Below are 22,641 nucleotides of genomic sequence, written 5' to 3' on the forward strand. Positions count from 1 at the left end.
AGTTTTGGCTGAGGTAGGTAATGAAAAGACTCGCCAAGCAATCATGGCGAGGGTTTACGGAATAATGAGCATGCTGAAATTTTTAAACCAAATTTACTGGCGCTTTGAGTGTTGGGTGGAAAATACCCTTGGCGCCCATGTCGACAATGGCATAGTCGTTGACTCCTTCAGTCATTCGGTTGTGCGACTGACTAATCTTTAGTGTTTTTAACATTAACTCCTCAAGCTTAGCGTTATATTCTTTAAATTCGTCTTCGGTCAGCCTAAGCCTGGCAGTAATAAAGTAAGCCTGTTTGTTACGTGCATCGATATATTGCACGGCCTGTTTTAATGCATCTATGACTTGATTTTTGAACGTGACGCTAAATTGCGCTTGTTCAGAGAAAGCTGTATTTGTGGGCACAATGACGTGGAATTTTAAGCCAGATAACATCGTTATTAGTTTTAGCTGTTCAAGTTTCCTGAGGTAGATATGCAGTGATGGTTCGTTTAAATCATAACTGGCCATTAACTGTTGAGCGTTTGCTCCTTCATTTACAATATCTTGGAAAATAGTAAATAACGGCGGTTCTGTACAGAAGGCTACATCTTGCTCATCCGTAAATAGTGATACCGAGGCTAATGCTTCTTCTGCTTCTGTGATAATGGCTGATAGAGGAAGCTGAATTAATTCACATATCTTCTGTAACTTCAAAATAGAGAGCGATTGATGGCCGTTCAGCAATCGTTTAATGCTTATTTCGGAAACTTCTGTGAATTCTGAAACTTCTTTATAAGAGATACCCGCCCTTTTTAAATGGCGTTTGATTGTTGTGCAAATTTCGTCGTCAAGTGCGTCCATTACTCTATACCATCGCTATTTCATACACCTAAGGTAGCATAAAGTGTCACTTTTATTATTATCTTTGAAATATAAGCGATCTTTTTTGATACTTCCTTTCGGTAGTCAATACTATTTGAGAGGTTACGATGAATTTAAGGTTAGGGAATATCAATGTTGTTGTCACTGGAGGTTCTAGTGGAATTGGGGCGAAAATAGTTGAAGGCTTTGCTAACGAAGGAGCGAATGTTTGGTTCTGTGGCCGTTCTCAACATCGGATAGATAAGCTGCTTAAACAACTTGGAAAGGCGCCAAAGCAAGTGGTCGGAAAAGTGGTCGATGTCCATAATTTGGTACAAATGAAAGCTTGGATCGAGTCAATTCCGAATATCGATATTTTTGTTCCCAATGTAAGTGCACTCTCTGATGAATGGGAAGATGTTCTGCAAAAAGACATTGCAGCCACGCAACAGGGTATTGCGTTAGTTTTACCTAAATTGCTTGAGTCGCGTTGCGCAGCAATCACCTATATTGGGTCGAAAGCGAGTGGATATACAGTTTGTAACGCCAATGCTTATGGAGCAGGGAAGGCCGCGCTTGCCCATTATATGAAGTCCTTGTCTTTGACCTACGTTCGTAAGGTGAGAGTCAATACTGTTTCGCCTGGAGACACATATATTGCTGATGGTTTATGGGGGCGGTGTAAGCGTGAAGAGCCGGACACTTTCCAGAAAGTTATCGATAGAAATCCAATGGGTCGCTTAGCTACCCCTGAAGAAGTAGCCAACGTGGTGACCTTTATTTCTAGTCCTGCTGCGAGTTTTGTTTCTGGGGCAAACTGGTACGTAGATGGAGCATCGACCAGCCATGTTCAATACTAGCCGTATCGGCTAGGTTGTTTATGCAAAGGTGAGCTTTATTATGTTAACTTCTAAACAAGTGACTCCGTGGGAAGCGTAACTCAGTAAGGTTTTATTCAGGCTAATTCGAATTAAATGCTGAAATGATACAAATCTCATATTTAATAACGCTTATTTAATAACCTCTGTTGAGTCCGATATCAAATCAAGTCGCTGATTTTATTGGGTATAGGATAAAAGTCTCAAAAATTATCATTTAGGTCTCTAAAGTATTAAATTCTATTTTTAGTTAATTAATAGGCATGTTGTTCTATTTGATGGTGGTTAAGTAGATGTTTTTTAGCCATATATGTGAATTTACAAGCGACTTATCTTTCTGATTTGAAAGAATAATTAAATAGTTGAGATAAAAAAGTTGGCGAAAATCAGAAGCTTGGCATACACTTTCCTTGTAAACGACCTTATCTCATTGATTGAATAGGGTAAATGCTTTGGCGCTACTGGCGATGGTAGCAATGTATAACATAGCTTTGAGGAAAGTTTTATGGCACTCACTAAAGCCGATTTGGCTGAGAACCTGTTTGAAACACTCGGATACAGCAAGCGGGATGCCAAGGAAACGGTTGAAGTGTTTTTCGAAGAAGTTCGTAAGGCACTTGAAAATGGCGAACAGGTAAAACTGTCTGGTTTTGGTAACTTTGATCTTCGTGAGAAAAACGAGCGACCTGGTCGTAACCCGAAAACTGGTGAAGACATTCCAATTTCTGCTCGACGTGTTGTTACTTTTAGACCGGGACAAAAATTAAAGGCCCGAGTCGAGAATATTAAAATCGAGAAGTAGCCAAGCAATAGACCACGCCTAGCGTGGTCTTTTTGTATCTATCCCAAGGAAAAACACCCATTCAATCTCTAACGGCTTTAACTTCCAAATTCCAAACCCAATCCTAGATTCACCATTCACCATTCACCATTCACCATTCACCGTCATTATGCCCATCTCTTTAGATTCGTTGATTTCACGGTTGGTTCTCAACCCCACAGCTTAAGACTGATGTATTTCCGATCCTGTCATAACTTAATCTGCACCATATACTTTTAAAGTTCACCCAATTGTCTAGTTTGCTTCTTATGCTTGTACTAGGAGCTCAATGTAAACAGATTCAAAAAACACTAGACCGATCGGTTTGTTTTGTTTATTGTGTCATCAATACAGAGTGAAAGGGTGGCTGAAAGTCAGAAAATTTCTGCACAGAGCCTTTCAAACAGGCAGTTCAAAGAGAGAATCGCATCTATGACACTAGCATTGGAAAGTTATCTATTCATTGGGTTTTCAATGGCGCTATTGAGTCTTTGGAAAACGTATTCAGGGCCTGCTCTGGCAGCGCTCATGTCATATTCATACCCTGAAATGCTATTATTTAATCTACTTCCCGCGTTGCTGGCAGCTTATGTTGGGTGGAAGGTTGCGCCAGTTTATTCGAGCATTTTTAATCGCCACAAAACCGTTGCTTTTAAGCCCAAGCTGAGACGCTTTATCAAGCGATGGAATAAATATGGTCAACTTACGATGGCTGTTTTAGCCCCTGTTCTGGTGGGAATTCCAAGCTACACCTTTGTTTCGAAGCGGCTTAATCAAGATTGGAGAAAGACGTTCGCCATGCTGACGTTGTCGATCTTAGGTTGGAGTGGTTTGGCTTATGGCTGTTTCTTGTTACTCGATGTTGAGCAGTACATTGCCATCGAAAGCATCATACCTAACGCAATGCTTGAAGAAATTGAATAGTACACAGTAAGTGTTAATCGACTAAATGGTGAAACTAATATGAACAAATCAATAATTATTGCTGGTGCGAGTGGCCTAGTCGGTAAAGAAACGCTTGCTGCACTGCTTAAAAGTGATGAGGTAAATCGCGTTTATGCATTGTCTCGACATCGATTGGCTGTTGAAGGTTCTAAGTTGACTCAAGTGATTGACGAAGCGCTGTCAGTCTCTCCAGACATCACAATGGATCAACCGCCTGAGATTGGCATCATTGCTTTGGGTAGCACGATTAAGAAAGCTGGCACGAAAGAAAAACTGCGCGAAATTGATGTCAATTTAGTCACAGCTACCGCTGAGAAAATGCAGCAGCTTGGCGTAGGTCACATCATTGTTGTGTCATGCCTTGGAGCGGATATTAACGCTCGTTCCCATTACCTTCGTTGCAAAGGTGAAATGGAAGCAAAGGTCGAATCTCTGGGTTTTGAACAAACGACTTTTTTACATCCCGGGCCTTTAGCGGGCGACCGTGATGAGAAAAGAACGGATGAAAAATTTCTGCAAGGTTTATTGAAAATTGTTAAGCCGCTAATGATCGGCAATCTAAGTAAGTATGTCCCGATTGAGTCGTCTGTTATTGCTCAAAGCATTTTGAAGATATCGATGATGCCTCATGCTAATCAGGTCGAAAGATTGAACTCGGTTGCGATGAATCAGCTCATTTCTTAGCGTGAATCTGCGTTCACTCTACTGATACTGTATAGGTATAGGCATAGCTTTGTTGGGCATGTGATTAAAAATTAAGAGGTTATCAATGAAAAATCGTTCTTTAATGATGTTGCTGGCGTTACCTTTGATGGGATGTGAGTCAACAGTTGATCCCATTGCTTATGTCTCTGAGCTACAAGCCGTCGATCAGAATGCTTTGACCGTCGAAGCTAATGCCCAAGGGCAAAATTTGGATCATGTGCTGACTATCGACCATTCTCGTTTAGCGGAACAAGCAGGAGAGTATTTGGCTCCAAGTCGTGTGGATTTCTACACCAATGACGCTCTTAATACCGCATTATTAAAACGCAACCCGGAAGTAGGACTCGATCTGCCTTTTCGAGTTTTAAACTACATGGAAGGCGGGATTCAAAAAACGGTCTACACAGACGCGGAGTTTATTCGAAAAAGACATGGGATCACAGATGACGCCACGCTTACACAATACCAACTACAGGTTGAACAGCTTGTTCTTGGGCTAGATAATGCTTCTGCAGTTAATAGTGCCACCTTAGAGCAAGGGTATGGTATTGAAGCGCTTGAATCTGATTATGACTTTGAGACGACGTTAAAGAACATTAAGCGAGATGTTCTTGAACAAGATGACACGGTTTGGTTTATGAATTGGGACTACAAGGCTCGGGCCGAATCGATTGGACAATCGATTCCTAAAGCAACTTTGTTGGTGTTTGGAGGGCCAGCTCCTGGCGCGACCGCAATGACTGATTTTCCTAGTATTGGTTTAGATGCTTTTGGTCAAAAGGTTCTTGTTATCGAGCAAGAGGGCAAGGTGATTGTGCTCTATAACGACATTGTCGAGATGTCGGAACTGCATTACGGTGATAACGCAATATCTCACAGGATCATTAACTTTCGATTAAGCAAAACCCTTGGCGGAGCAGTATCGAAGTAGGGGGTGTTTTACTAGAAGCGCTATTTGTTTGCTAAGCGGTTTCAGTAAGTCTGTATATCTATATCTATATCTATAGTTTACCAATTACCAATTACCAATTACCAGTTACCATCGCATGAGCTCTGTTTACGCCCGTCAAGCAAGAGCTCTTATGTCTAGTTATTCTCCACAGTCGATCAATACCTGACATTTCAGCTCAGTCATACAACTTTGTTCCCAGCACCTTATCTTGTATCCATACATCGATGCCCGTCTTTATTAATTACCCGTGCATTTAAAATGGACAGCTAGGCAGTATGTATTCAATGCGTCTTATTTTTTTTAAATCCGTTCAGTGAAATTGAACAGAGGTTAAATCTAATTGAATTTAAATCACTCGAGTGATTTGCTGTAATGCGCTCAATAAACAGCCAGTTAATCTATTTTGTTGATCTAAATCTAAGGAGAAGCTTTGCGTAAGTCCGCTTTAGCTTTGATGTTACTCTTTTTATCGACTGTCGCTTCGGCAGCGGAGTACCAGCAACTCGCCAATATGTGCATTGCTTGTCATGGCAGTAACAACGACACCTCGTTTCCCTCTATCCCTAACCTTAAGTGGCAGAATCAAGTCTACCTTACTGAGCAACTGACTGACTTTAAAAGTGGTAAGCGTGAGGACAAAACGATGTCCAAAGTCGCGCAACTATTATCAGAAGAAGACATCAAGAAGTTAGCCAATTACTTTTACCAACTGAATAACACAGGGTCACCGCAATGAGTTTAGATAGAAGACAGTTCCTTAAAGCCGCACTTTCAGCAACCGCAGTATCTGCATTGCCGGTGTCGTGGGTATTTGCCGCAAATCGCCCTGAAGGTTTAACTGAACTGGATATCAACGCATTAACGTGGGCAAAAGCTGAAGATCTACCGGATTACTACACCGTTTTAAATACCAACCCTTTGAATGCGTATCCGCCAGAAAGTATGCTTGCGCCAGCCGTGACTCCTGCTGATGTTACCTTTGTTCGTTGGAATGGCTTGATGCCAGATTTTACGGAGATGGACCCAGATACTTGGACCTTCGAGGTGAAAGGTGAATCAGTAAAGCAAAGCAAAACCTATACGATCGCAGAGTTGAAATCGAAATTTAAGCATCATACTCAAAGCTTGGTTTTAGAGTGTGGTGGTAACAGCCGTAATAACTTTTATCCAAGCACCAAAGGCAATCAATGGAGCAATGCTGGCGTCTATTGTTCGCAGTGGACAGGTGTGTTGCTGAGTGATGTGCTTAAAGACTGTGGAATTAAAGATGATGCGGTTTACGTCGGTAACCATGGCTTTGATAAGCACTTGAGTGGCAAAGGTGAGGCGATTTCACGTGGCGTTCCTATTGCAGCGGCGATGAACGATAACGCCTTAATTGCATGGGAAATGAATGGCGAGCCGATCCCTTATCTCCATGGTTATCCGCTACGAACTGTATTTGGCGGCCGGCCGGCTTCTGTTTCTCAGAAATGCACGACCGGCATCAGTATTCGAAATAAGATCCATGATGGACACAAGATGGCGGCTCCTGCTTATCAAGTGCCTAAGAACCCAATCGCCCCGGGTGAGAAAGTGGATAACAAAGATTTCCGAATAATTGAAGAGATGATTGTGAAGTCGCTAATTACTTCCCCAAAAAGCGGGACAGAGTTTGCCCTCGGTAAGAAGGTTAAAGTCAGTGGTCATGCTTGGGCTGGGTTAAGAAGCGTAGAGAAGCTGCAAGTGAGTTACGATTACGGTACTACTTGGCATGATGCGAAGCTGAACAAGCCAGTAAATAAGGGCGCGTGGCAACAGTGGGAAGCCGATTTAGACCTTCCTACGACCGGTTATTACGAGATTTGGGCAAAGGCAACCGACAGTGAAGGCGATAGCCAGCCAGTCGTACAACCGCAATGGAACCCTAAAGGTTATCTGTTCAATGGTTGTCACCGTATTGCTGTAAGAGTGTCGTGATGCCGTCTATTTCCAATAAGCCTAATTATGGCCGTTCGAAACAAGTCAATTTGATTGATGGCCTCTCATTTCATGCAGACTCAACTCCTGTCAGCAAGCTCGGTTACCGTAAAGGCATAATGAGAGCGGCATTGGTGTGCAGCTTGTTAACGTCGATGCTTGTTCATGCTGAAGACATTCCGGAGAATCCGAAAGAGTATTACGGTGTAGACAAAACGTCGGGTCTAATTATGGCACCCGGTTGGGAGACAGTGAAAGGGCAATGTAACGCCTGCCATACCAGCTTAATCGTTGCTCAGAATAGCGGTAACCGAGAGCAATGGCGTGAAACCATTCAGTGGATGGTGGACACTCAAGGGCTGTGGGATCTGTCTGATACTTGGGATCCGGTATTGGATTACCTCAGTACCTACTATCAAGACAAAGGCATCGATATGAACAAGTATCGTCGTAAGCCTATTGATAGCGCCTTGATGCCACCTATGCCGGGAGACATCCTATGATCATCAATCGATTAAAGCGGACCTCTCTTACGAATGGAATTGTTGCGAATGGAGCTATTGTTATTAGAGCTATTGTTATTAGAGCTGTAGTTAATAGAGCTATTGCGATAGCCGCTGCAGCAGTAGTTTTGTCGCTGTCTGCGTGTACTGATGAAAAGCCGAGCACTGAAGATAAAGTTGCCTCGCGAGTCGAATCATTGGGCATGGAGTCAGAACCAGCGCCGAAGCTTAAAGCGGAAGCTAAAACTGAGGTTGAAACTCTTGTCGATAGCAAGGTAATCACTGAGGATTACATTCCGAGCTTAGTTGCAGGTGAAAAGTTGGTTCAGAATCTATGTAGTCAGTGTCATGGTGACAAGATCATTCCCTTCGTACAATCTTATCCAAACATCAAAGGTCAGAAAGCAGGGTATATTCTTAAGCAGCTGCGCAATTTTAAAAGCGATGAGCGCCAAGATTTGTACATGCAGTCGGTGGTGAAACACCTTTCGGATGAAGACTTACAAGATGCGGCGGCGTTTTATAGCACGTTGAAGCCATTGGATTTATACAATCGCACTAAAGAGTATTATCACCAATAGGTGAGGCTTTCTGGGAAGTTGGTTAAGTAGGTTTTTACGAGATTCGATAGGTAAAACAGTAGATAGCGATAGGTGAAAAAGTAAATAAAACAAAGGGCTGCGATTATGCGGCCCTTTGTCGTTGTTGTTTGTGATAAGCGTTTATGCCAGTGGTTAAGCCGCTTTGATGTGCGTGGTAATGTATGGTTGCCATGCTTGTTGATAAAGCTCTAAAGATTGGCGTCTTAGGCTATTAATTTGTGCCGCTTCAATGTCATTGATAGGGCGTTGTTCTGCAATTGCGTGACGCTCAATGCCTTGGATGATCTCGTAAAGCTCGTGCTCAGGGCCACTTTTCACATCAGCAATCGCTTTTAAGTGAAGTTGAACCTCTGCAATGATGTTGGTCTTTGGCAAACGAACCAACAAGTTAAGGTCACGGTAACCAGAGTCGGCTGGTGATTTAAACTTGTTTTTCAGCTTAACAACGTCTGCTTCACGGCTTAGCGCTTCGTAAACTTCAACCAAGCTCTCTACATCGTTCGCGATGATAGTTGCACGGGCTAAGTCGGTAATTTTTGTCACATCACCATCAAGCTCAAGGGCGATTTTTTCTTCTGCACGAGCTTGAGATTTAACGCCAGCAAATAGCGCTTCAGAATTGGTGAGTAGGGCAGTACTTTTACAGATAGTTTCTAGTTCAGCTTGGCCTTGATGCGCTTTGCTGTACAGAATATCGAAGTCGGTGTAAGGCTGAGTCGGGCGTGAGTCGAAGGCTTTGATGCCGTAAAGGCCGCTCAAACTATGACGGAATACGTTTGATGAAACTTGGTTTTGCGCAGGGGTGCGCGTTTGATCAGTCGAACTTGTTGAAACAGGTGCTGCTGCGAATGCAGGCGCTCGGCTCAATACCAATAGCATTAGGGCCGTCGTACGGAGAAATACACTCATTCAAACTCCAAAATACAAGGTTACAAAAACGGGTAGTCAAAAGGGGTAACCAGTAACGCATAAGAGTAAAAACAGCTTAACTAAACTCACTACATATTAAATGGGGCTAGCTAAGACAGAAACCAACTCTAACGTTTAATATTGCTTTAAAATGTGAAGATATAGACAAATAATCCAACCGTTAGTTCCGCAATTATCAGAACTTTGAACTTAGCCAGTTTCTGATTTTATCGAAACCAATGTGGTACTTTAAACCAAGCTAAGGTTGCTCTTACCTCTCTATACTGTACCCTTGTATTATGACTGTTTAACATGAACGAAAGATGAATAATCCTGAATTTTGGCACAATAAATGGGCAGCCAACCAAATTGGTTTCCACCTCGAAGATGTAAACCCACTTCTGATTAAATTTTGGGAAAAGACTGAGCCTAGCTATGAGAAGAGTGTGTTTGTTCCACTTTGTGGCAAAAGTGAAGATCTGATTTGGCTAGCTTCAAAGCATGAAGATGTTCAAGGTGTCGAGTTAAGCCAGATAGCGGTTCGCGCATTTTTTGCAGAGCACCTTTACACCCCGACTGTGACTCAAATCAGTGGTCAGCACGAGCTGTATCAATTTGATGAACTGAACATCTACACGGGCGATTACTTCTCAGCGCCAATCCAGCCTGTTGATACCATTTATGATCGCGCGTCTTTAGTCGCATTGCCTGAAGAGATGCGAGTGCAGTATGTAGAGTGTTTGAAACAACGACTGAAACCGGGTGGTAAGATCCTTCTAGTGACTCTGGATTACGACCAAAGCGAGATGGCAGGGCCTCCGTTTAGCGTCCCTAAACTAGAGATTGATCAGTTGTTCGCGGGATACAAAATCACATTGTTGAATCAAGATATTGCAGACGATGAACATCCGAAGATTGCTAAAAAAGGCTTGTCTCGATTTAGTGAGGAAGTGTACTTGATTGAGTCAGACGCTTAAGCGCAGTGAGCTCTCTAGCGAAAAAACCGCTTCAATAAAAAAGATAACACCAACAAAAAGACGGGCTCGATAGCCCGTCTTTTTTATTGTTCAGATTTGAAGTCGTGATTGTTCAGATGCGAGAACGTAATGGTTCAGATCTGAGTTAGTCGTTACCAATTAGTAGTCATTAGCTAGAAAATGGTAATTAACAGCTAGTAAATCACTTTTACTTTAGACGCGCTCTCAATTGCATCTTCAATCGCTGTCTCAGTGCTGTTGCGACGAGTAAGTGCCACACCTAGACGACGGCGACCATCGATATCAGGCTTACCAAACAAGCGAACTTGCGTCTGTGGTGCGTATAGCGCCTCTGTAAGACCTTCAAAACGAATGTTGGTTGAAGTGCCTTGGCCTAGAATAACCGCTGATGCACACGGGCCGTATTGCGTGATGGATTTGATCGGCATACCAGTAAAGGCGCGTACGTGCAGTGCGAATTCCGATGAGTCTTGAGACATAAGAGTCACTAAGCCAGTATCGTGTGGGCGAGGGGATACTTCGTTGAAGATAACGTGATCGCCTTTAACAAACAGCTCTACGCCGAAGATACCGTGACCACCTAGTGCATTAACCACTTGTTCAGCGGTGTATTGCGCGGTTTTAAGTGCATTGTCTGACATGACTTGTGGCTGCCATGACTCACGGTAATCACCATCTTCTTGGCGGTGACCGATAGGCGCACAGAAATGCACACCGTCGACAGCGCGAACGGTAAGTAGCGTAATTTCGTAATCAAAGTCGATGAAGCCTTCAACGATTACGCGACCCGCGCCAGTACGACCGCCTTCTTGTGCGTAGTCCCAAGACTTTTGAATGTCTTCTTCTGTTTTGATAACGCTTTGGCCTTTACCTGAAGAACTCATTACTGGCTTAACAACACAAGGCATGCCCACGAATTCAACAGCGGCAGCGAAGTCTTCAAAGGTGTCTGCAAAGCGGTAAGGAGAAGTGCTCAGTTTTAGTTCTTCTGCGGCTAGACGACGAATACCTTCGCGGTTCATCGTTAGCTTAGTCGCATTTGCAGTGGGAACGACATTTAAGCCTTGCGCTTCTAGCTCTACCAACTTGCTGGTGGCAATAGCTTCAATTTCAGGAACTACATAATCTGGTTTTTCAAGTTCAATGACTGCTTGCAGTGCATCGCCGTCTAACATGTCTAATACATGGCTACGATGTGCAACTTGCATCGCGGGTGCGTCTGCGTAACGGTCACATGCAATTACTTCCAAGCCTAAACGTTGGCACTCGATAGCAACTTCTTTGCCGAGTTCACCTGAACCTAATAGAAGTACACGAGTAGCATTTTCACGAGTAGCAGTACCAAACATAGAAATTCCTTCCGATCTTTTGAGCGATTGATTGAAAACGGGATGATCATACTTATTTCAATGATAAAAGCAAACGTTTGCGCAAGTTGTTGCGTTAATTACAGGTATAAAAAAAGCAGCCCCGTTAAATAGGGCTGCTTATTTGAAATTTTGTTAATTAGATGTACTTAGATTGCTAAGTAAGTCACTGGAATGTCGGGATTAATCGCTTCTAATGTAGATTGCGTATCCGCTAGGTGACTGATGCTACCTTCGGCAATTTCAACCAACGCTGCACTTTCAATCTGATCAAAATCGAAGCCAGCCAGTTTAAGTTGAATCAACGCCACTTGTAGAGGAGGTAAGCTCGGGTTGAACGCTGCGTTTTCAGCGTAAGCACCCGTAAAAATCTCACCCGACGTTAATTGCAGTGAAACACCACTTAGGTTTTTGGTGTAAGGAGCATGGCTGCGGTTTAGTGCTGCTAGCGCTTCTACAACAATAGGCGTTGTTTCTTCAGTCGTGTGCTTATGATCAAGCTTAGTCATTAGGCCAGTCGTCACACCTAAGTCAGCAGGGCCGAATGAGTCTGGTAGGTACTCTTGCAGAGACATTTCATCACGTTGTGGCAGCTGAACTTTAAGTTCTTTTGCTGTGGTCAGTTCGTTCATGAATTGACGACAGTGACCACAAGGGCTGAAATTGATTGTGATATCAGAGATACCTTGCTCGCCTTTCATCCAAGCGTGGCTGATTGCAGATTGCTCGGCGTGTACTGTTTGGCCAAGTTGAGCACCAGCGATTTCAAGGTTTGCACCAAAATACAGAGTGCCAGACAAACCACGCACGATTGCACCAACATAAAAGTCAGATAACGGAGCGTAAGAATAGGCTGCGGCAAAAGGAAGTAGCGCAATACGTAGCTCGTCATCCGCGAAACCACTTGCTTGCAGTAGGCTAGCAAATTGTTCTGGAGACAATGTCGCGTCAAAGTTGTCTGCTAATACGATGTCACTCAAAAGTGCTTTGATTGCTGTTGGAGCACTTTCCAGCGCCAGGGTAATACGACTGTTCATGTTGAATCCTTAATTGACCTTAGGCTTTAATTCTATGCAATGCTCAGGAATTTTCTGTGATTTTGATCACTACTGTGTTGTTGCTGTTACATTGGTTTGCATAATTAGAGTGAGGTCACAGATGAAATCGATTGCAAGAGTAAAAACTACCATTGATATCGCACTTATTGCTTGAAATTGAGTTTGGTTTGTCACGTATTGATGAATAAATGTGAGAAAAAAGCCCAAGCTACCACTGAAATAATCAGGTTATGCTTGGGCTTATTGATATCTGTAACGCTTAAAAGTCGCGAACCAGTGAGTTTAGCTATTTACCAACTCATCGATTAGAGCGCGTATAAACTGTAATCAAAGTGGTTAAGAATAGAACCAAACCACGAGCGAAAATATACTCGGTGCAATGATTGAGGTGATAACCCCACAAAGAACCAATGCCAACGAACTGAATGCAGCATCTTCCTGATTCTTTTCAGCACAGGTCGCAGTACCTAAAGCGTGAGACACGGTACCCATGGTTAAACCACGCGCGATAGGGCTCTTAATGCCAATGAGATTGTAGATTGGGTAAGCAAAAATTGCCCCAAACAGACCGACAATCAATACTAGTATTGCCGCAATTGCTGCTTCACCACCTAAATGGCTCGACACTTCCATAGCAATTGGCGTGGTGACTGACTTACCTAATAAACTCGCAATCAAAGTTAAGTCCGCTTTAAAAGCCACTGCGATTAATGCTGTCGTTGTCATCGACATCACACTACCTAGCGTGCAAGCAAAGGTGATGATGCGCCAGTTGGCTCTGATTTGAGGTAGCTGTTCGTAAAGCGGATAAGCAAGGGCAACAACCGCAGGCTGCAGCATGTAGGTAATCCAGGTGTTGTCTGCATAGTAAGTCTCAAACGGTACTTTGAAGAACGTGAGTATCGGAATGATGATACCAATGCTGATCAGCAGGGGATTACACAGCGGTGAGTTTACTTTTTGACTTACCCAGCGAGCAAACAGGAATACCACGATGGTGAGTAGAATCCACATGATCAGTTACCTCTCGAAAGCAAGCGGTCTAAAAACCATGATAAGGACACCAACACCAGCAACGTGCCACCAACGGCGCTCGCCATAATTGGCAATGCGTTCGCGATGAGCATGTCGAAGTGATCCATCAACCCAACACTGATCGGAACAAACAGTAAGATCATTAGGCGGATAATCAAGCTTGCACCGGGTTGTACCCAGTGCGAAGGAACAATACCAATCACCATGGCGGCAAACAGAATCAACATGCCAAAAATACTGCCTGGGATTGAGGTATCCAAAAAGTGCTGTAACGCGTTACCTGCTGTAAGTGCACCTATGATTAAGGTGAAGGAGATTAAGCAGTAAACCAGCTGGATCAATCTTTCTTTCAAAGTGTTACGTCTCTTGATAATGGAATTAGCTAGCTAACTTTTCTACGTATTGATAAACCGACTTCAAGATAGCCATTTTCTTCTCGTCGCTTTCATGTTCATGCGCGAGGTTTTCAAGGTTGAGCATGTACTCTTCTAAACGGCTCTCATAAAACTCACGACAATGGTTCGCCCATTTCAATTGCTCAGCTTCGTCGAGCGTCCATGGGAAATGACGAGCACGGTAACGGAACAGTAACGGTTTAATACGTTCATCACCGAAGGTGATGTCTAAAGCTGCCAAGTTATTTGGGTCAGTTTCGCGAATGATGTTCATCGCTGTTTTATCAGCAGGTGAAAAGAAACCGTCGTAAAGGTGTGTATCAACATCATCACTCTTTTCGTACTCTCGTTCTTGTGAGTACAGGCCGATCAGTTTTTCGCGGATCTCTGGGTGTTCGCGCAGCAGTGCCAAGTTCTTCAAGCATTGTTGACGATCGATACCGATGGTTTCGGCATTTTCAGCCGTCAGCGTTTTGGCTGGAGCAAGAATAGGGCACTTGTTCAGTTGAACCAATTTAATTGGTACGGGTAGCTCGTCTTCACCCAGTTCACTGCGTTTGGTGTAGAGTCTGTCTCTGAGTTCATCAGCGTCCAGTTCTAACAGGGGGCTTGGATCTTTGGCTAAATCAACCACGATAACGGCATTTTGATTGGTTGGGTGCCAAGCCATAGGCACAATCCAACTTGTGTAGTTGCAGTCACGGCCAAACATGCCCGAAACGTGCATCAATGGTGTCATGTTTACAATATCAACCAGGTCATTCAGCTTACGCTTATGACGCATGTTGTAAAGGTAATCGAACATCTTAGGTTGTGCAGCTTTCAGCTTCTTCGCTAACTCGATGGTCGCAATAACATCGGCCATCGCATCGTGCGCGTTCTCATGTTCAATGCCGTTTGCCACAGATAGGTGTTCTAGTTTGAAGCTTGGATAACCTTCTTCGTTCTCTGGCCAAACAATGCCTTCAGGACGCAGTGCGTGAACAGCGCGCATTACATCTAATAGATCCCAACGTGAGTTGCCGTTCTGCCAGCTCCACGCATATGGGTCGATGAAGTTTCGGTAGCAGGTGTAACGCGTTACCTCGTCATCGAATCGAATACTGTTGTAGCCAAGGCTTGTGGTATTTGGTTTCGCCAACTCAGCATGGATCTTAGCGATAAACTCTGGTTCAGGAAGACCTTGTGAAGCCGCTTTTTGTGGTGTGATACGGGTGATCAGTGCAGCTTCAGGCGCAGGGAGATAATCAGCGGGAGGTTGGCAATAGATAACCAGAGGCTCTCCAATAACATTGAAATCTTGATCGGTACGAACACCCGCAAACTGACTCGGACGGTCTTTTGCTGGGCTAACGCCCCACGTTTCGTAATCGAAAAAGAAGTAGGTCGGCTGATTATCTGAACTCATTGAATTTCCTGAACAGCAAGCGCGGAACGTTTACTGTGGCTGAAGGTTAGTTTTGTTCAGTATCTGATAGTATGCGGTACGCGTGCAACCCAGATCACAAATAAATTGCCGGAAAACGGTGCTTTACTATTCAATCGAGTCGGTGGGGAAGGTTTTGAATCCAATTGTGGCTTTTCTATGGTCACAATTTTGCCTGTGTACCTCTTTTTTACCTATCTTTTAACCTTAGCTGTTGTAAGGCGATGAGTTGGGTTTCAGGTTTACCGCGAATGAGTTTGTTTGTCTTTTACTCTAAAGCTGTGTGATTAGAAACATCTCGTTGTTTTTTGACTGGTGGTTAATCTGCTGTACCTGTACCTGTGGCTAAACCGCTGTGCTTGTGTCTAAACCGCTGTGCTTGTGTCTAAACCGCAGCGCAGATGTCTAAACCATAGCACAGATGTTTAAACTGCTTCACTTGCCTGTCTTGGCTCTGTCCAATCAAGGTGTTTTTCGCAATACAATCCTCTTAGATTTAATTAATTTTTCGGTATTTATGATTGTCGGAGTTAATTTTACTGGAGTGTTATGTTTGTCTCATTTTTAATACTTTCTATAATCCGTGTTTGAATTGGATATAAAGAAAGCTCTAATATTTCATTTTCATTACAGTTTATTTTAATTGTCAGTATGTTTCATTTTTGAGACTGCATTGCAACACGGTGATCTATATAGTAGTTAACCTGAATATAATAAGGGTTTATTCTTGTCTTTTATTTTAGGATTACTTTAATTAAGGTCTTTTTATAGAAAAAGTTACGTACAAAAATAAAGGAGTTAAGTGTAAAACCAGTTTTATATATAATTGGTGAAAATGAGCCAATACCATCATTATTGTTAATGCCATTTATATCAATTTGCGTGATCTTATTCTCACTGCGCCTCATTTCTTTATAAATAAGTGTCAATGTATATATTTTCTAAATAGGATTGTTGTTACTTAATTGTTAACTTTGATTGACTGTTAGGTAACCCTAATAATAAAGCCGATTTTATATAAAGGATTAAAAAAATGAACAAAGTCTTTAAGGTTGTTGCTGTATCTGCACTTTCTATCTCTTCAGCGAACGTTTTCGCTGTGAGTGACACTTTTGATGCAACACTAGAAGTAAAACAAGCAATTACAATGACAAAAACAAGTGATCTTGACTTCGGTATCATCACTTCAGACAACACAACGGACGTTGTTATCGCTCAAGGTGATGCTGGAGCTGCGGCATTTACTCTTTCTGGAGAATCTGGTGATGCAGTAACAGTAAGTATTTCTGATACTAACTTGGTTAACGGCGTAAATACGATTGCAGCTGAATTTGACTTTAATAACGCTATTACTCTTACCGGTGGTACTGCGGCTCTTAATATTGGTGGTACTGCACGTACTTCAAGTGCGACATTAGTTGCTGGTACATATACTGCTAACGTTGCAGTAGATGTTACTTACCAGTAATTAAATGAAACCAGTGTAATATTGTGGCTGCTATAAAGCAGCCGCTTTTACTATGAGTGTTCTATTCAAATACGCGATTTATATTGGTCTGATGATTTACTCCAGCCCTTTTCATGCACTTGAAATCATTCCTGAGAATATGGAAGTGAAATTTCCGGGTATGTATATCTCTGGGTCGGGCCAGAATGCGGATTCAAACCCATCCAATAGTCAGGTTTATGTGGTTCGTTTTTATGTTGAAGGTGAGCCTGGTAAAAAAATCGTGGTTTCTCTCCCTTCCAAGCAATATCTAAACCATTCTCGTAAATCCAAACGCCTGCGTATTAGAAAGTTCTATTTTGGTTGCGGCTTATCAAAGCGTGGTAGAGCCAAAATCAAAGGGAATGGAAGAAGCAAATTATTGTGTATTGGTGCCAAAGTGAAAATCGGCGCTAACCACCCAGCAGGCCTTTACACCAGTACAATCCCTTTTGAGGTTAATTATAAATGAAGTTGTTTATCTCATGTGTTCTCGGCTTAATCTTCACAACACAAGCCTATGCTCAGTTACTCATCGCACCGACTCGTTTTGTGCTGGATGCCGACACTTCGGTGACTGAAAAAATCGTCGTCGAAAACAATTCAGATCAACCGATTCGCTTGGAGATAAAACCGATTTATCGCCCGGTAAAGACGAGTGGCTTAGTTCGAACTGACGCTAATATCGCGCAATCAGAAGATATCGCGAGTTGGATTAAAGTGTCACCACCAATAATTCGTGAACTTAAACCCAATCAAAGACGCACGGTTCGCTTACGTATGAATGCTTTACCTGCTGACATGGCTGATGGTGAATATCGTGCTTACTTGTGGTTTTCCCCAATAGCAAAAGCTGCAGAGCTATCAGACATTGCGTTGTCTTCAAGTAAAACCAACAGTGATGGTTCAGCCTTTCAACTGAACTTTCACATCAACAGTTATGTACCCGTTTATGTTCAGAAAGGTGAGCAGGTGCAAGATGTTAAGTTTGCGTGTGACAACCAAAGCATCAAGATTCGCAACGATGGAAACTTTCAATTTACTGCGAAATTGAATGTTGATGAGCATAGCGAAAAAGTGGTGCTACTTCGTAATGCTGAATTAACCAAGCCTTTTCCTAAAGGCTCAAAGATCTCACTGGTTCAGAACGAACAGCCTCTGTACGAATGTGTTCTGTAGTGCTCGTTTCATTGAAGCGAACTCTGTAAAAGCCAGTGTTCAATTGCATGGTTTGGCGACTTTTGTTGCTCGCTTCACTGCTTCCTTTTGGTGCGTATTCGCAATCTGAAGCAGAAAGTGAGGCGAGTGAGCTTTATCCAGCCCATGTTGAAGTTCGAGTCGGGAAAGTGGGGGATAGCTTTTATCGTGTCATGATGGATGACTACGAAGAACCCTTCATTTCGATATCCAATGCCGCTTTTTATCTGCTCGAAATGAATGGTCAGTGTGATGAAAGCGGATATTGCGAACTGTATTTGCCTCAAGATGTGGGAAGAGAATCTCCTCCGTACATTCTAGATACCGAACAAGCCATTTGTTATCGCGATGACAACAATATCCAGTCGATCAAATATCAAGTCATCGACTCAGAAACTTACATCCACTGGTACAGCTTACAAGCTTGTATCCCGGCAAAAGTGCGTTGGGATATTGATGATTATCGGCTCACCGTTACTCCTGAATTCAGTTCATTGACTGAACTGGAAGCCGCTATTTCTAAGATGAAAAATGAATCACGTAAGAAGGCCGAGGATCTCAAGCGATCTGAAAGCACGCCAGCTTTCGAACCTGTTGCCGCCGTGGGTTTGGCGACTCGCTTAGCGACTTCGGTTTATCACGACAGTGAAACTGGCGGTGATGTTTACGCAATCTCAGACACCATATTAAGCACTGAACACTCTTTGTCTCGCTTGTCGATTGATTCACGAGAAGATAACCCCATCGTTTATTACAACATTGCGGTAGAAGCTCATGACGGTGAAGGCTCTTTGGAAGTCGGCCATGTGTTATTAGATGGCAGCGTATTTACCGTGAATCAAACCCTCGAAGATGGGCTCTATTACACCAACCGAAAGCGACAGACAGAGTTCGGCAACCTTCAACTCGAACGAACTACTCAACCTAATATCAGCATCGATGTTTTAGTCAATGGCATTTATCAAACCACTTATCGCTCTGATGAGTTTGGACGCTTCGTGGTTGAAGAAGATAACATTTCCCCAGGTGACACCATCAAGTTTCGCTACTACTTATCGAAAGGTGTCTGGCAGGAAGAAGAGATCACCGTTGCCGGTTTAGAAGATGCATTTCTGCCAAGCAACGAGTGGGGTGTACAAGTGGTGGGCAATGAAGGTGCAGACCGAGCTGGCGCTGTGTCGCTCGAATATGGGCTTGCCGATTACTTCACTGTGGGTAGTGCCTTTATGAGGCAAAATGGCAAAGACTTGATTGGCGTTCAAGGACGATACTTACCGGCGCATTGGTTCGCGGGTCATATCGGTTGGTTACCTGAGTTCAATCGCTTTCCAATGGAGTTTGATATCTTGATCAACGGCGATCAGTCGGCATCGATAGAGCTCAATAAAACCGATGAATTGGACTTAGAGTCGATGGAGTACGATGTGTTCAAATACAACCTGTCGCTTGCCAATCTAACGGCCTTTTTAACGGTAAGGGATGATGAAGATGAGTTGAGCGTTGAACCCAAGTTGAACTCGAAAGTGGCTCGTAATCTGTTTGTCTCATACGCCGGTGACTATCGATACACCAAAGCTTCCCATCAAGAAGACTATCTACACACGATTGGCTTGGCCAAAAGCGGTTTTTCGGATACATCGTGGAATATTTCTGGAACCGTTGATGGCTCTGGTCATCATGAACGAACTGAATTATCCCTAAGGAATGCCTGTAAAGAGTGCCTGCTAGATCCTCTAGAGGTTTTTCAAGAGCTCACGACGAACGTATCGGCTCGCTATCAAAAGCAGGAGGTTTCGTTTTCCGCCTCTTTAGAAGCTCGAGTGAACCCTTATTTACTCTTTAAGCTAGAAGGAACCGAAGACCGATACGGTGTCGAGATGACGACCGAATTCGGTGCTAAAACTTACTTTGATGAAAGTATTGGTGAGTTTGTTGAGTGGAATCGTTACAACCATTCTAAGCTGACGGGCGTTGTCTACGATCACCACAAACAACCCATACAAGGCGTAAGCCTACAAATCTTGGACCAACGAGCGGTCAGTGATGCAAAAGGCCGATTTGAATTCTCAAGTGTTCCGGCTCGAGATAATCTACCTATCTATATTGATGAAGGGGCACTCGACCTTAACCTCACGCCGATTCAAAACCCTGTGTTTGTAAACACTAAGCAAGTCGGGCTAACTCATGCTCACATCGAAATGGTGGTGTCATTTGGCGTCGATGGCACAGTGGAAGGCGATCTAGAAAACAGTGCTTATCTGCACTTTAAACATATCCAGAAAGGCACCGAGTATTCGAGCGAGATTGAGAGCGATGGCTTTTACATGGTAGAGGGGCTCATCGCGGGCAAATACATTGTGACTTTAGAAATGGGCGACAAGCGATACGTGCAAGGTGCCGACTTGGACGGCGATTTCTGGGTAAGCGACCTCACATTCAACCTCATTGATTTTCATAAGGTGTACTAAATCCGATCGTTTTGATTAGTCTGAAGGAGGCGAGAGTATCAATCGTACTTTTTGTTTCATGGTTAGCTCTCGGTTCTTCAAATCTTTGAATATGGCCTTCCATTCTTGAAAGGTGACCACTATCGGGTTAAAACTGTCCACTGGATTAGTGACACCGTAACGCACGGTTTCAACTTCAGGTTCGAACGTACCAAACAACTTATCCCAAATGATCAAAACGCCGGCGTAGTTCTTATCGATGTATTGCGGGTTTTTGCCGTGATGTACTCGATGATGCGAAGGGGTGTTAAAGATGTATTCAAGTGGCCCCAAGTTTCGTATCCATTGTGTATGGACAAAGAACTGCAAACCTAGGTTGAGAAGCACCACAAAGATGACCCATTTAGGGTTGAAACCGATGATGACGAGCGGTACCCAAAATAGCCACATCCCAGCAAGTGGGTACATTAAGCTTTGACGGAAAGCCGTACTGAAGTTCATCTGTTCTGAGCTGTGGTGCGCGACGTGTGCTGCCCACATCCAGCGAACACGATGGCTTGCTCTATGGAACCAGTAATAGCAAAAGTCTTGCAACACCACCAACACAATGAAACTCAGCATGCCCATGTCGATGTCCATTAAACGCCAACCAAACATCAAGAGATACAACTGCACGACTAATAACCCGGTGAGCAAATCGGAGAGTTGATGCATTCCCGCAAGCGTGAAGTTACACATCACTTCTGAAAGTTTATAGCTGGAATTATCTGGTAGTCGACCTTGCTTCTGGCCGATAAAAAACTCAGCCAACATGCACACCACGAACAAGGGCGCTAATACCAGCAGTAGCCATTCTGGGTGATTGATTAATGCGTCGATATTCATGTTATATCCTTGTTGAGTCGCCATACGCGTTCTTAGTATCAAATTTGCTTAGACTTGATCGTTTGTGATTCAGTCAGCAGAATTTCGCTACCAGCGTGCAAAGTGATCTTCTGTTAGACCAAGAGCGCCATCGAGTCGATGTGTCACTCCATTGTTGTCTTCAATCGAGCCAGAAAAGTGACCAATGAACTGACGAAAGTTACTCTTTAACAGCCATAAATTGAGCTTTTCGCTGCGGTTATTCAAGGGCGTAAAGGTCAGGTTTATACGTCCATCTTGTGATGTTATCTGCCAAGGCAAGTTCGTGTCTTGTCGACTGAACGTAAACTGTACCGGGTTAAGCAAGTGTCTGGTTCCATTGACCCATAACACGTTTTCGCAGCCTCCGGTTTCATTCACGCCCGCCGCGAGGTTTAGGCCAATATCTGTGCCATTGGATTGCGTGTTGATGCTTGCCCAGCGCCAACTGGTTTCACGTCTCATGTAGCCCGCTGAAAAGTCATAACCGGCACGAGCTTGTTCGAGAACGAGTGATTCTCCCTTGATTTGGATTTCACCGCTGATGCGCAAAGCATTGTGCTTTTGGGTGTAAGTCCAACCTGAATAACCCGTTGGGCTGCACATCGCCAAGGGCAAGCTGTCGGCTTCAGGTTCTAAAGCGATATCGGCCTTGATGAGTTTGGTATTCAAGCGAACTTGCCATTGCCCGCCTTCAATATTAAAGGTGATGCTTTGGCCTGCAATGTTTGTCGTGCCGTCAAATGGCGAAGCGGTAACTTGTTTATCAAACCCAAACGGCCTTAACCAAGATGACTCCTCCAGATGGTTGTTTTCAATATCGTACAGATAACAAAATGCCGAGCCTAAGTAGCGAATATCCGCGATAGCGGCACCAATAATGTGCGTGTCGGTGACGATGCTGACAAACTGGAATTGCTTGTAGTGAAAGTGCTTCTGCCAAGGACCTGCTTTTGAATCCATCGAGTTTCGGTAGTCAAAGTTCTCGATGTTCAGTTGTTTTGGGATGCCATCGAAATGTCCAATGATCGGCTGACCATTAGAATCAATCAAACTGTGTGGGGCAGGGTTCGTTTTTATCATTGCGATGGTTCACATAAATTTAACAATTAAAGCCATTGTGCGATGAGTAGCGTAGAATTGGGAGGTCATATTCGGACAAGAGCGCGTTGCCAATCACGATTTTGTCAGTAGTGTTGTTGAAGCTGAGTAGTC

The 22,641-nt window shown here is 43.5% G+C and carries 23 protein-coding genes; 14 read left to right on the top strand and 9 right to left on the bottom strand.

Going from position 1 to position 22,641, the window contains the following annotated elements; translation table 11 throughout:
- Window positions 1–82 precede the first annotated feature (82 nt).
- On the bottom strand, window positions 83–841 hold the full coding sequence (locus tag AC3CH4_RS06675; protein ID WP_488543502.1) for a helix-turn-helix domain-containing protein: 759 nt from the start codon (window positions 839–841) through the stop codon (window positions 83–85).
- Between the two features lie 128 nt (window positions 842–969).
- Here AC3CH4_RS06675 and AC3CH4_RS06680 point away from each other — a divergent pair, with 128 nt between their 5' ends.
- From AC3CH4_RS06680 to AC3CH4_RS06720, 9 genes are all read left to right on the top strand, one after another.
- Entirely contained in the window at window positions 970–1,701 is a 732-nt protein-coding gene (locus tag AC3CH4_RS06680; protein ID WP_114633376.1) for an SDR family NAD(P)-dependent oxidoreductase, read from the top strand.
- A gap of 523 nt (window positions 1,702–2,224) precedes the next feature.
- Entirely contained in the window at window positions 2,225–2,521 is a 297-nt protein-coding gene (gene ihfA / locus AC3CH4_RS06685; RefSeq protein WP_004734853.1) for an integration host factor subunit alpha, read from the top strand.
- A gap of 450 nt (window positions 2,522–2,971) precedes the next feature.
- Window positions 2,972–3,463 carry a hypothetical protein gene (locus tag AC3CH4_RS06690; protein ID WP_488543623.1) on the top strand — a complete coding sequence of 164 codons (492 nt, stop codon included), beginning with the start codon at window positions 2,972–2,974 and terminating at the stop codon, window positions 3,461–3,463.
- A gap of 39 nt (window positions 3,464–3,502) precedes the next feature.
- A complete protein-coding gene (locus AC3CH4_RS06695; RefSeq protein WP_488543503.1) occupies window positions 3,503–4,168 on the top strand; it encodes an NAD(P)H-binding protein in 666 nt (221 codons plus the stop codon).
- Window positions 4,169–4,253: 85 nt separating this feature from the next.
- Complete coding sequence (locus AC3CH4_RS06700; protein ID WP_488543504.1) at window positions 4,254–5,120, top strand: DUF302 domain-containing protein; 867 nt, start codon at window positions 4,254–4,256, stop codon at window positions 5,118–5,120.
- Window positions 5,121–5,571: 451 nt separating this feature from the next.
- A complete protein-coding gene (locus AC3CH4_RS06705) occupies window positions 5,572–5,877 on the top strand; it encodes a c-type cytochrome (protein ID WP_004734857.1) in 306 nt (101 codons plus the stop codon).
- On the top strand, window positions 5,874–7,100 hold the full coding sequence (locus tag AC3CH4_RS06710; protein WP_488543505.1) for a sulfite oxidase: 1,227 nt from the start codon (window positions 5,874–5,876) through the stop codon (window positions 7,098–7,100). Before AC3CH4_RS06705 ends, AC3CH4_RS06710 begins: the two co-directional genes overlap by 4 nt.
- Window positions 7,100–7,603 (top strand): cytochrome C, encoded by a 504-nt coding sequence (locus tag AC3CH4_RS06715; protein WP_171314574.1) that lies wholly within the window; start codon window positions 7,100–7,102, stop codon window positions 7,601–7,603. Before AC3CH4_RS06710 ends, AC3CH4_RS06715 begins: the two co-directional genes overlap by 1 nt.
- Entirely contained in the window at window positions 7,600–8,184 is a 585-nt protein-coding gene (locus AC3CH4_RS06720; protein WP_171314573.1) for a c-type cytochrome, read from the top strand. The genes AC3CH4_RS06715 and AC3CH4_RS06720 overlap by 4 nt, the downstream gene beginning before the upstream one ends.
- A gap of 153 nt (window positions 8,185–8,337) precedes the next feature.
- Here the strand turns inward: AC3CH4_RS06720 and AC3CH4_RS06725 are convergent, their stop codons facing one another.
- A complete protein-coding gene (locus AC3CH4_RS06725; protein ID WP_017077978.1) occupies window positions 8,338–9,114 on the bottom strand; it encodes a RelA/SpoT domain-containing protein in 777 nt (258 codons plus the stop codon).
- A 323-nt stretch (window positions 9,115–9,437) separates the two neighbouring features.
- On the opposite strand from AC3CH4_RS06725, the gene AC3CH4_RS06730 reads away from it, so the two are divergent.
- Complete coding sequence (locus tag AC3CH4_RS06730; RefSeq protein WP_488543506.1) at window positions 9,438–10,091, top strand: thiopurine S-methyltransferase; 654 nt, start codon at window positions 9,438–9,440, stop codon at window positions 10,089–10,091.
- Between the two features lie 194 nt (window positions 10,092–10,285).
- Here the strand turns inward: AC3CH4_RS06730 and purT are convergent, their stop codons facing one another.
- From purT to sbcB, 5 genes are all read right to left on the bottom strand, one after another.
- Window positions 10,286–11,461 (bottom strand): formate-dependent phosphoribosylglycinamide formyltransferase, encoded by a 1,176-nt coding sequence (purT, locus tag AC3CH4_RS06735; protein ID WP_488543507.1) that lies wholly within the window; start codon window positions 11,459–11,461, stop codon window positions 10,286–10,288.
- Window positions 11,462–11,628: 167 nt separating this feature from the next.
- Complete coding sequence (gene cdd, locus AC3CH4_RS06740; protein WP_054546466.1) at window positions 11,629–12,516, bottom strand: cytidine deaminase; 888 nt, start codon at window positions 12,514–12,516, stop codon at window positions 11,629–11,631.
- Between the two features lie 357 nt (window positions 12,517–12,873).
- Window positions 12,874–13,551: an LrgB family protein gene (locus tag AC3CH4_RS06745; protein WP_004734865.1), complete on the bottom strand. Its 678-nt coding sequence runs from the start codon at window positions 13,549–13,551 to the stop codon at window positions 12,874–12,876.
- A 2-nt stretch (window positions 13,552–13,553) separates the two neighbouring features.
- Window positions 13,554–13,925, bottom strand: a complete 372-nt coding sequence (locus tag AC3CH4_RS06750) for a CidA/LrgA family protein (RefSeq protein WP_004734867.1) — start codon at window positions 13,923–13,925, stop codon at window positions 13,554–13,556.
- Between the two features lie 25 nt (window positions 13,926–13,950).
- A complete protein-coding gene (gene sbcB, locus AC3CH4_RS06755; RefSeq protein WP_054546465.1) occupies window positions 13,951–15,375 on the bottom strand; it encodes an exodeoxyribonuclease I in 1,425 nt (474 codons plus the stop codon).
- A 1,051-nt stretch (window positions 15,376–16,426) separates the two neighbouring features.
- Here sbcB and AC3CH4_RS06760 point away from each other — a divergent pair.
- Genes AC3CH4_RS06760 through AC3CH4_RS06775 form a run of 4 tightly spaced genes read left to right on the top strand, consistent with a single transcriptional unit; the run spans window position 16,427 to window position 20,544 of the window.
- Entirely contained in the window at window positions 16,427–16,861 is a 435-nt protein-coding gene (locus AC3CH4_RS06760) for a DUF4402 domain-containing protein (RefSeq protein WP_004734871.1), read from the top strand.
- Window positions 16,862–16,913: 52 nt separating this feature from the next.
- The gene (locus tag AC3CH4_RS06765; protein WP_004734872.1) at window positions 16,914–17,351 is read left to right on the top strand and encodes a DUF4402 domain-containing protein; all 438 of its coding nucleotides are present in this window, start codon (window positions 16,914–16,916) and stop codon (window positions 17,349–17,351) included.
- Window positions 17,348–18,058 (top strand): fimbrial biogenesis chaperone, encoded by a 711-nt coding sequence (locus tag AC3CH4_RS06770; protein WP_488543508.1) that lies wholly within the window; start codon window positions 17,348–17,350, stop codon window positions 18,056–18,058. The genes AC3CH4_RS06765 and AC3CH4_RS06770 overlap by 4 nt, the downstream gene beginning before the upstream one ends.
- A 47-nt stretch (window positions 18,059–18,105) precedes the next feature.
- Window positions 18,106–20,544 (top strand): carboxypeptidase-like regulatory domain-containing protein, encoded by a 2,439-nt coding sequence (locus tag AC3CH4_RS06775; protein WP_488543509.1) that lies wholly within the window; start codon window positions 18,106–18,108, stop codon window positions 20,542–20,544.
- A 15-nt stretch (window positions 20,545–20,559) separates the two neighbouring features.
- On the opposite strand, the gene AC3CH4_RS06780 is transcribed toward AC3CH4_RS06775, so the two are convergent.
- Window positions 20,560–21,408, bottom strand: coding sequence for a sterol desaturase family protein (locus AC3CH4_RS06780; RefSeq protein ID WP_473577471.1), 849 nt, complete (start codon window positions 21,406–21,408; stop codon window positions 20,560–20,562).
- Window positions 21,409–21,495: 87 nt separating this feature from the next.
- Window positions 21,496–22,509: a DUF2804 domain-containing protein gene (locus AC3CH4_RS06785; RefSeq protein ID WP_474355522.1), complete on the bottom strand. Its 1,014-nt coding sequence runs from the start codon at window positions 22,507–22,509 to the stop codon at window positions 21,496–21,498.
- Window positions 22,510–22,641: the final 132 nt, after the last annotated feature.

It is taken from the genome of Vibrio sp. QJM3NY_26, assembly GCF_057786005.1.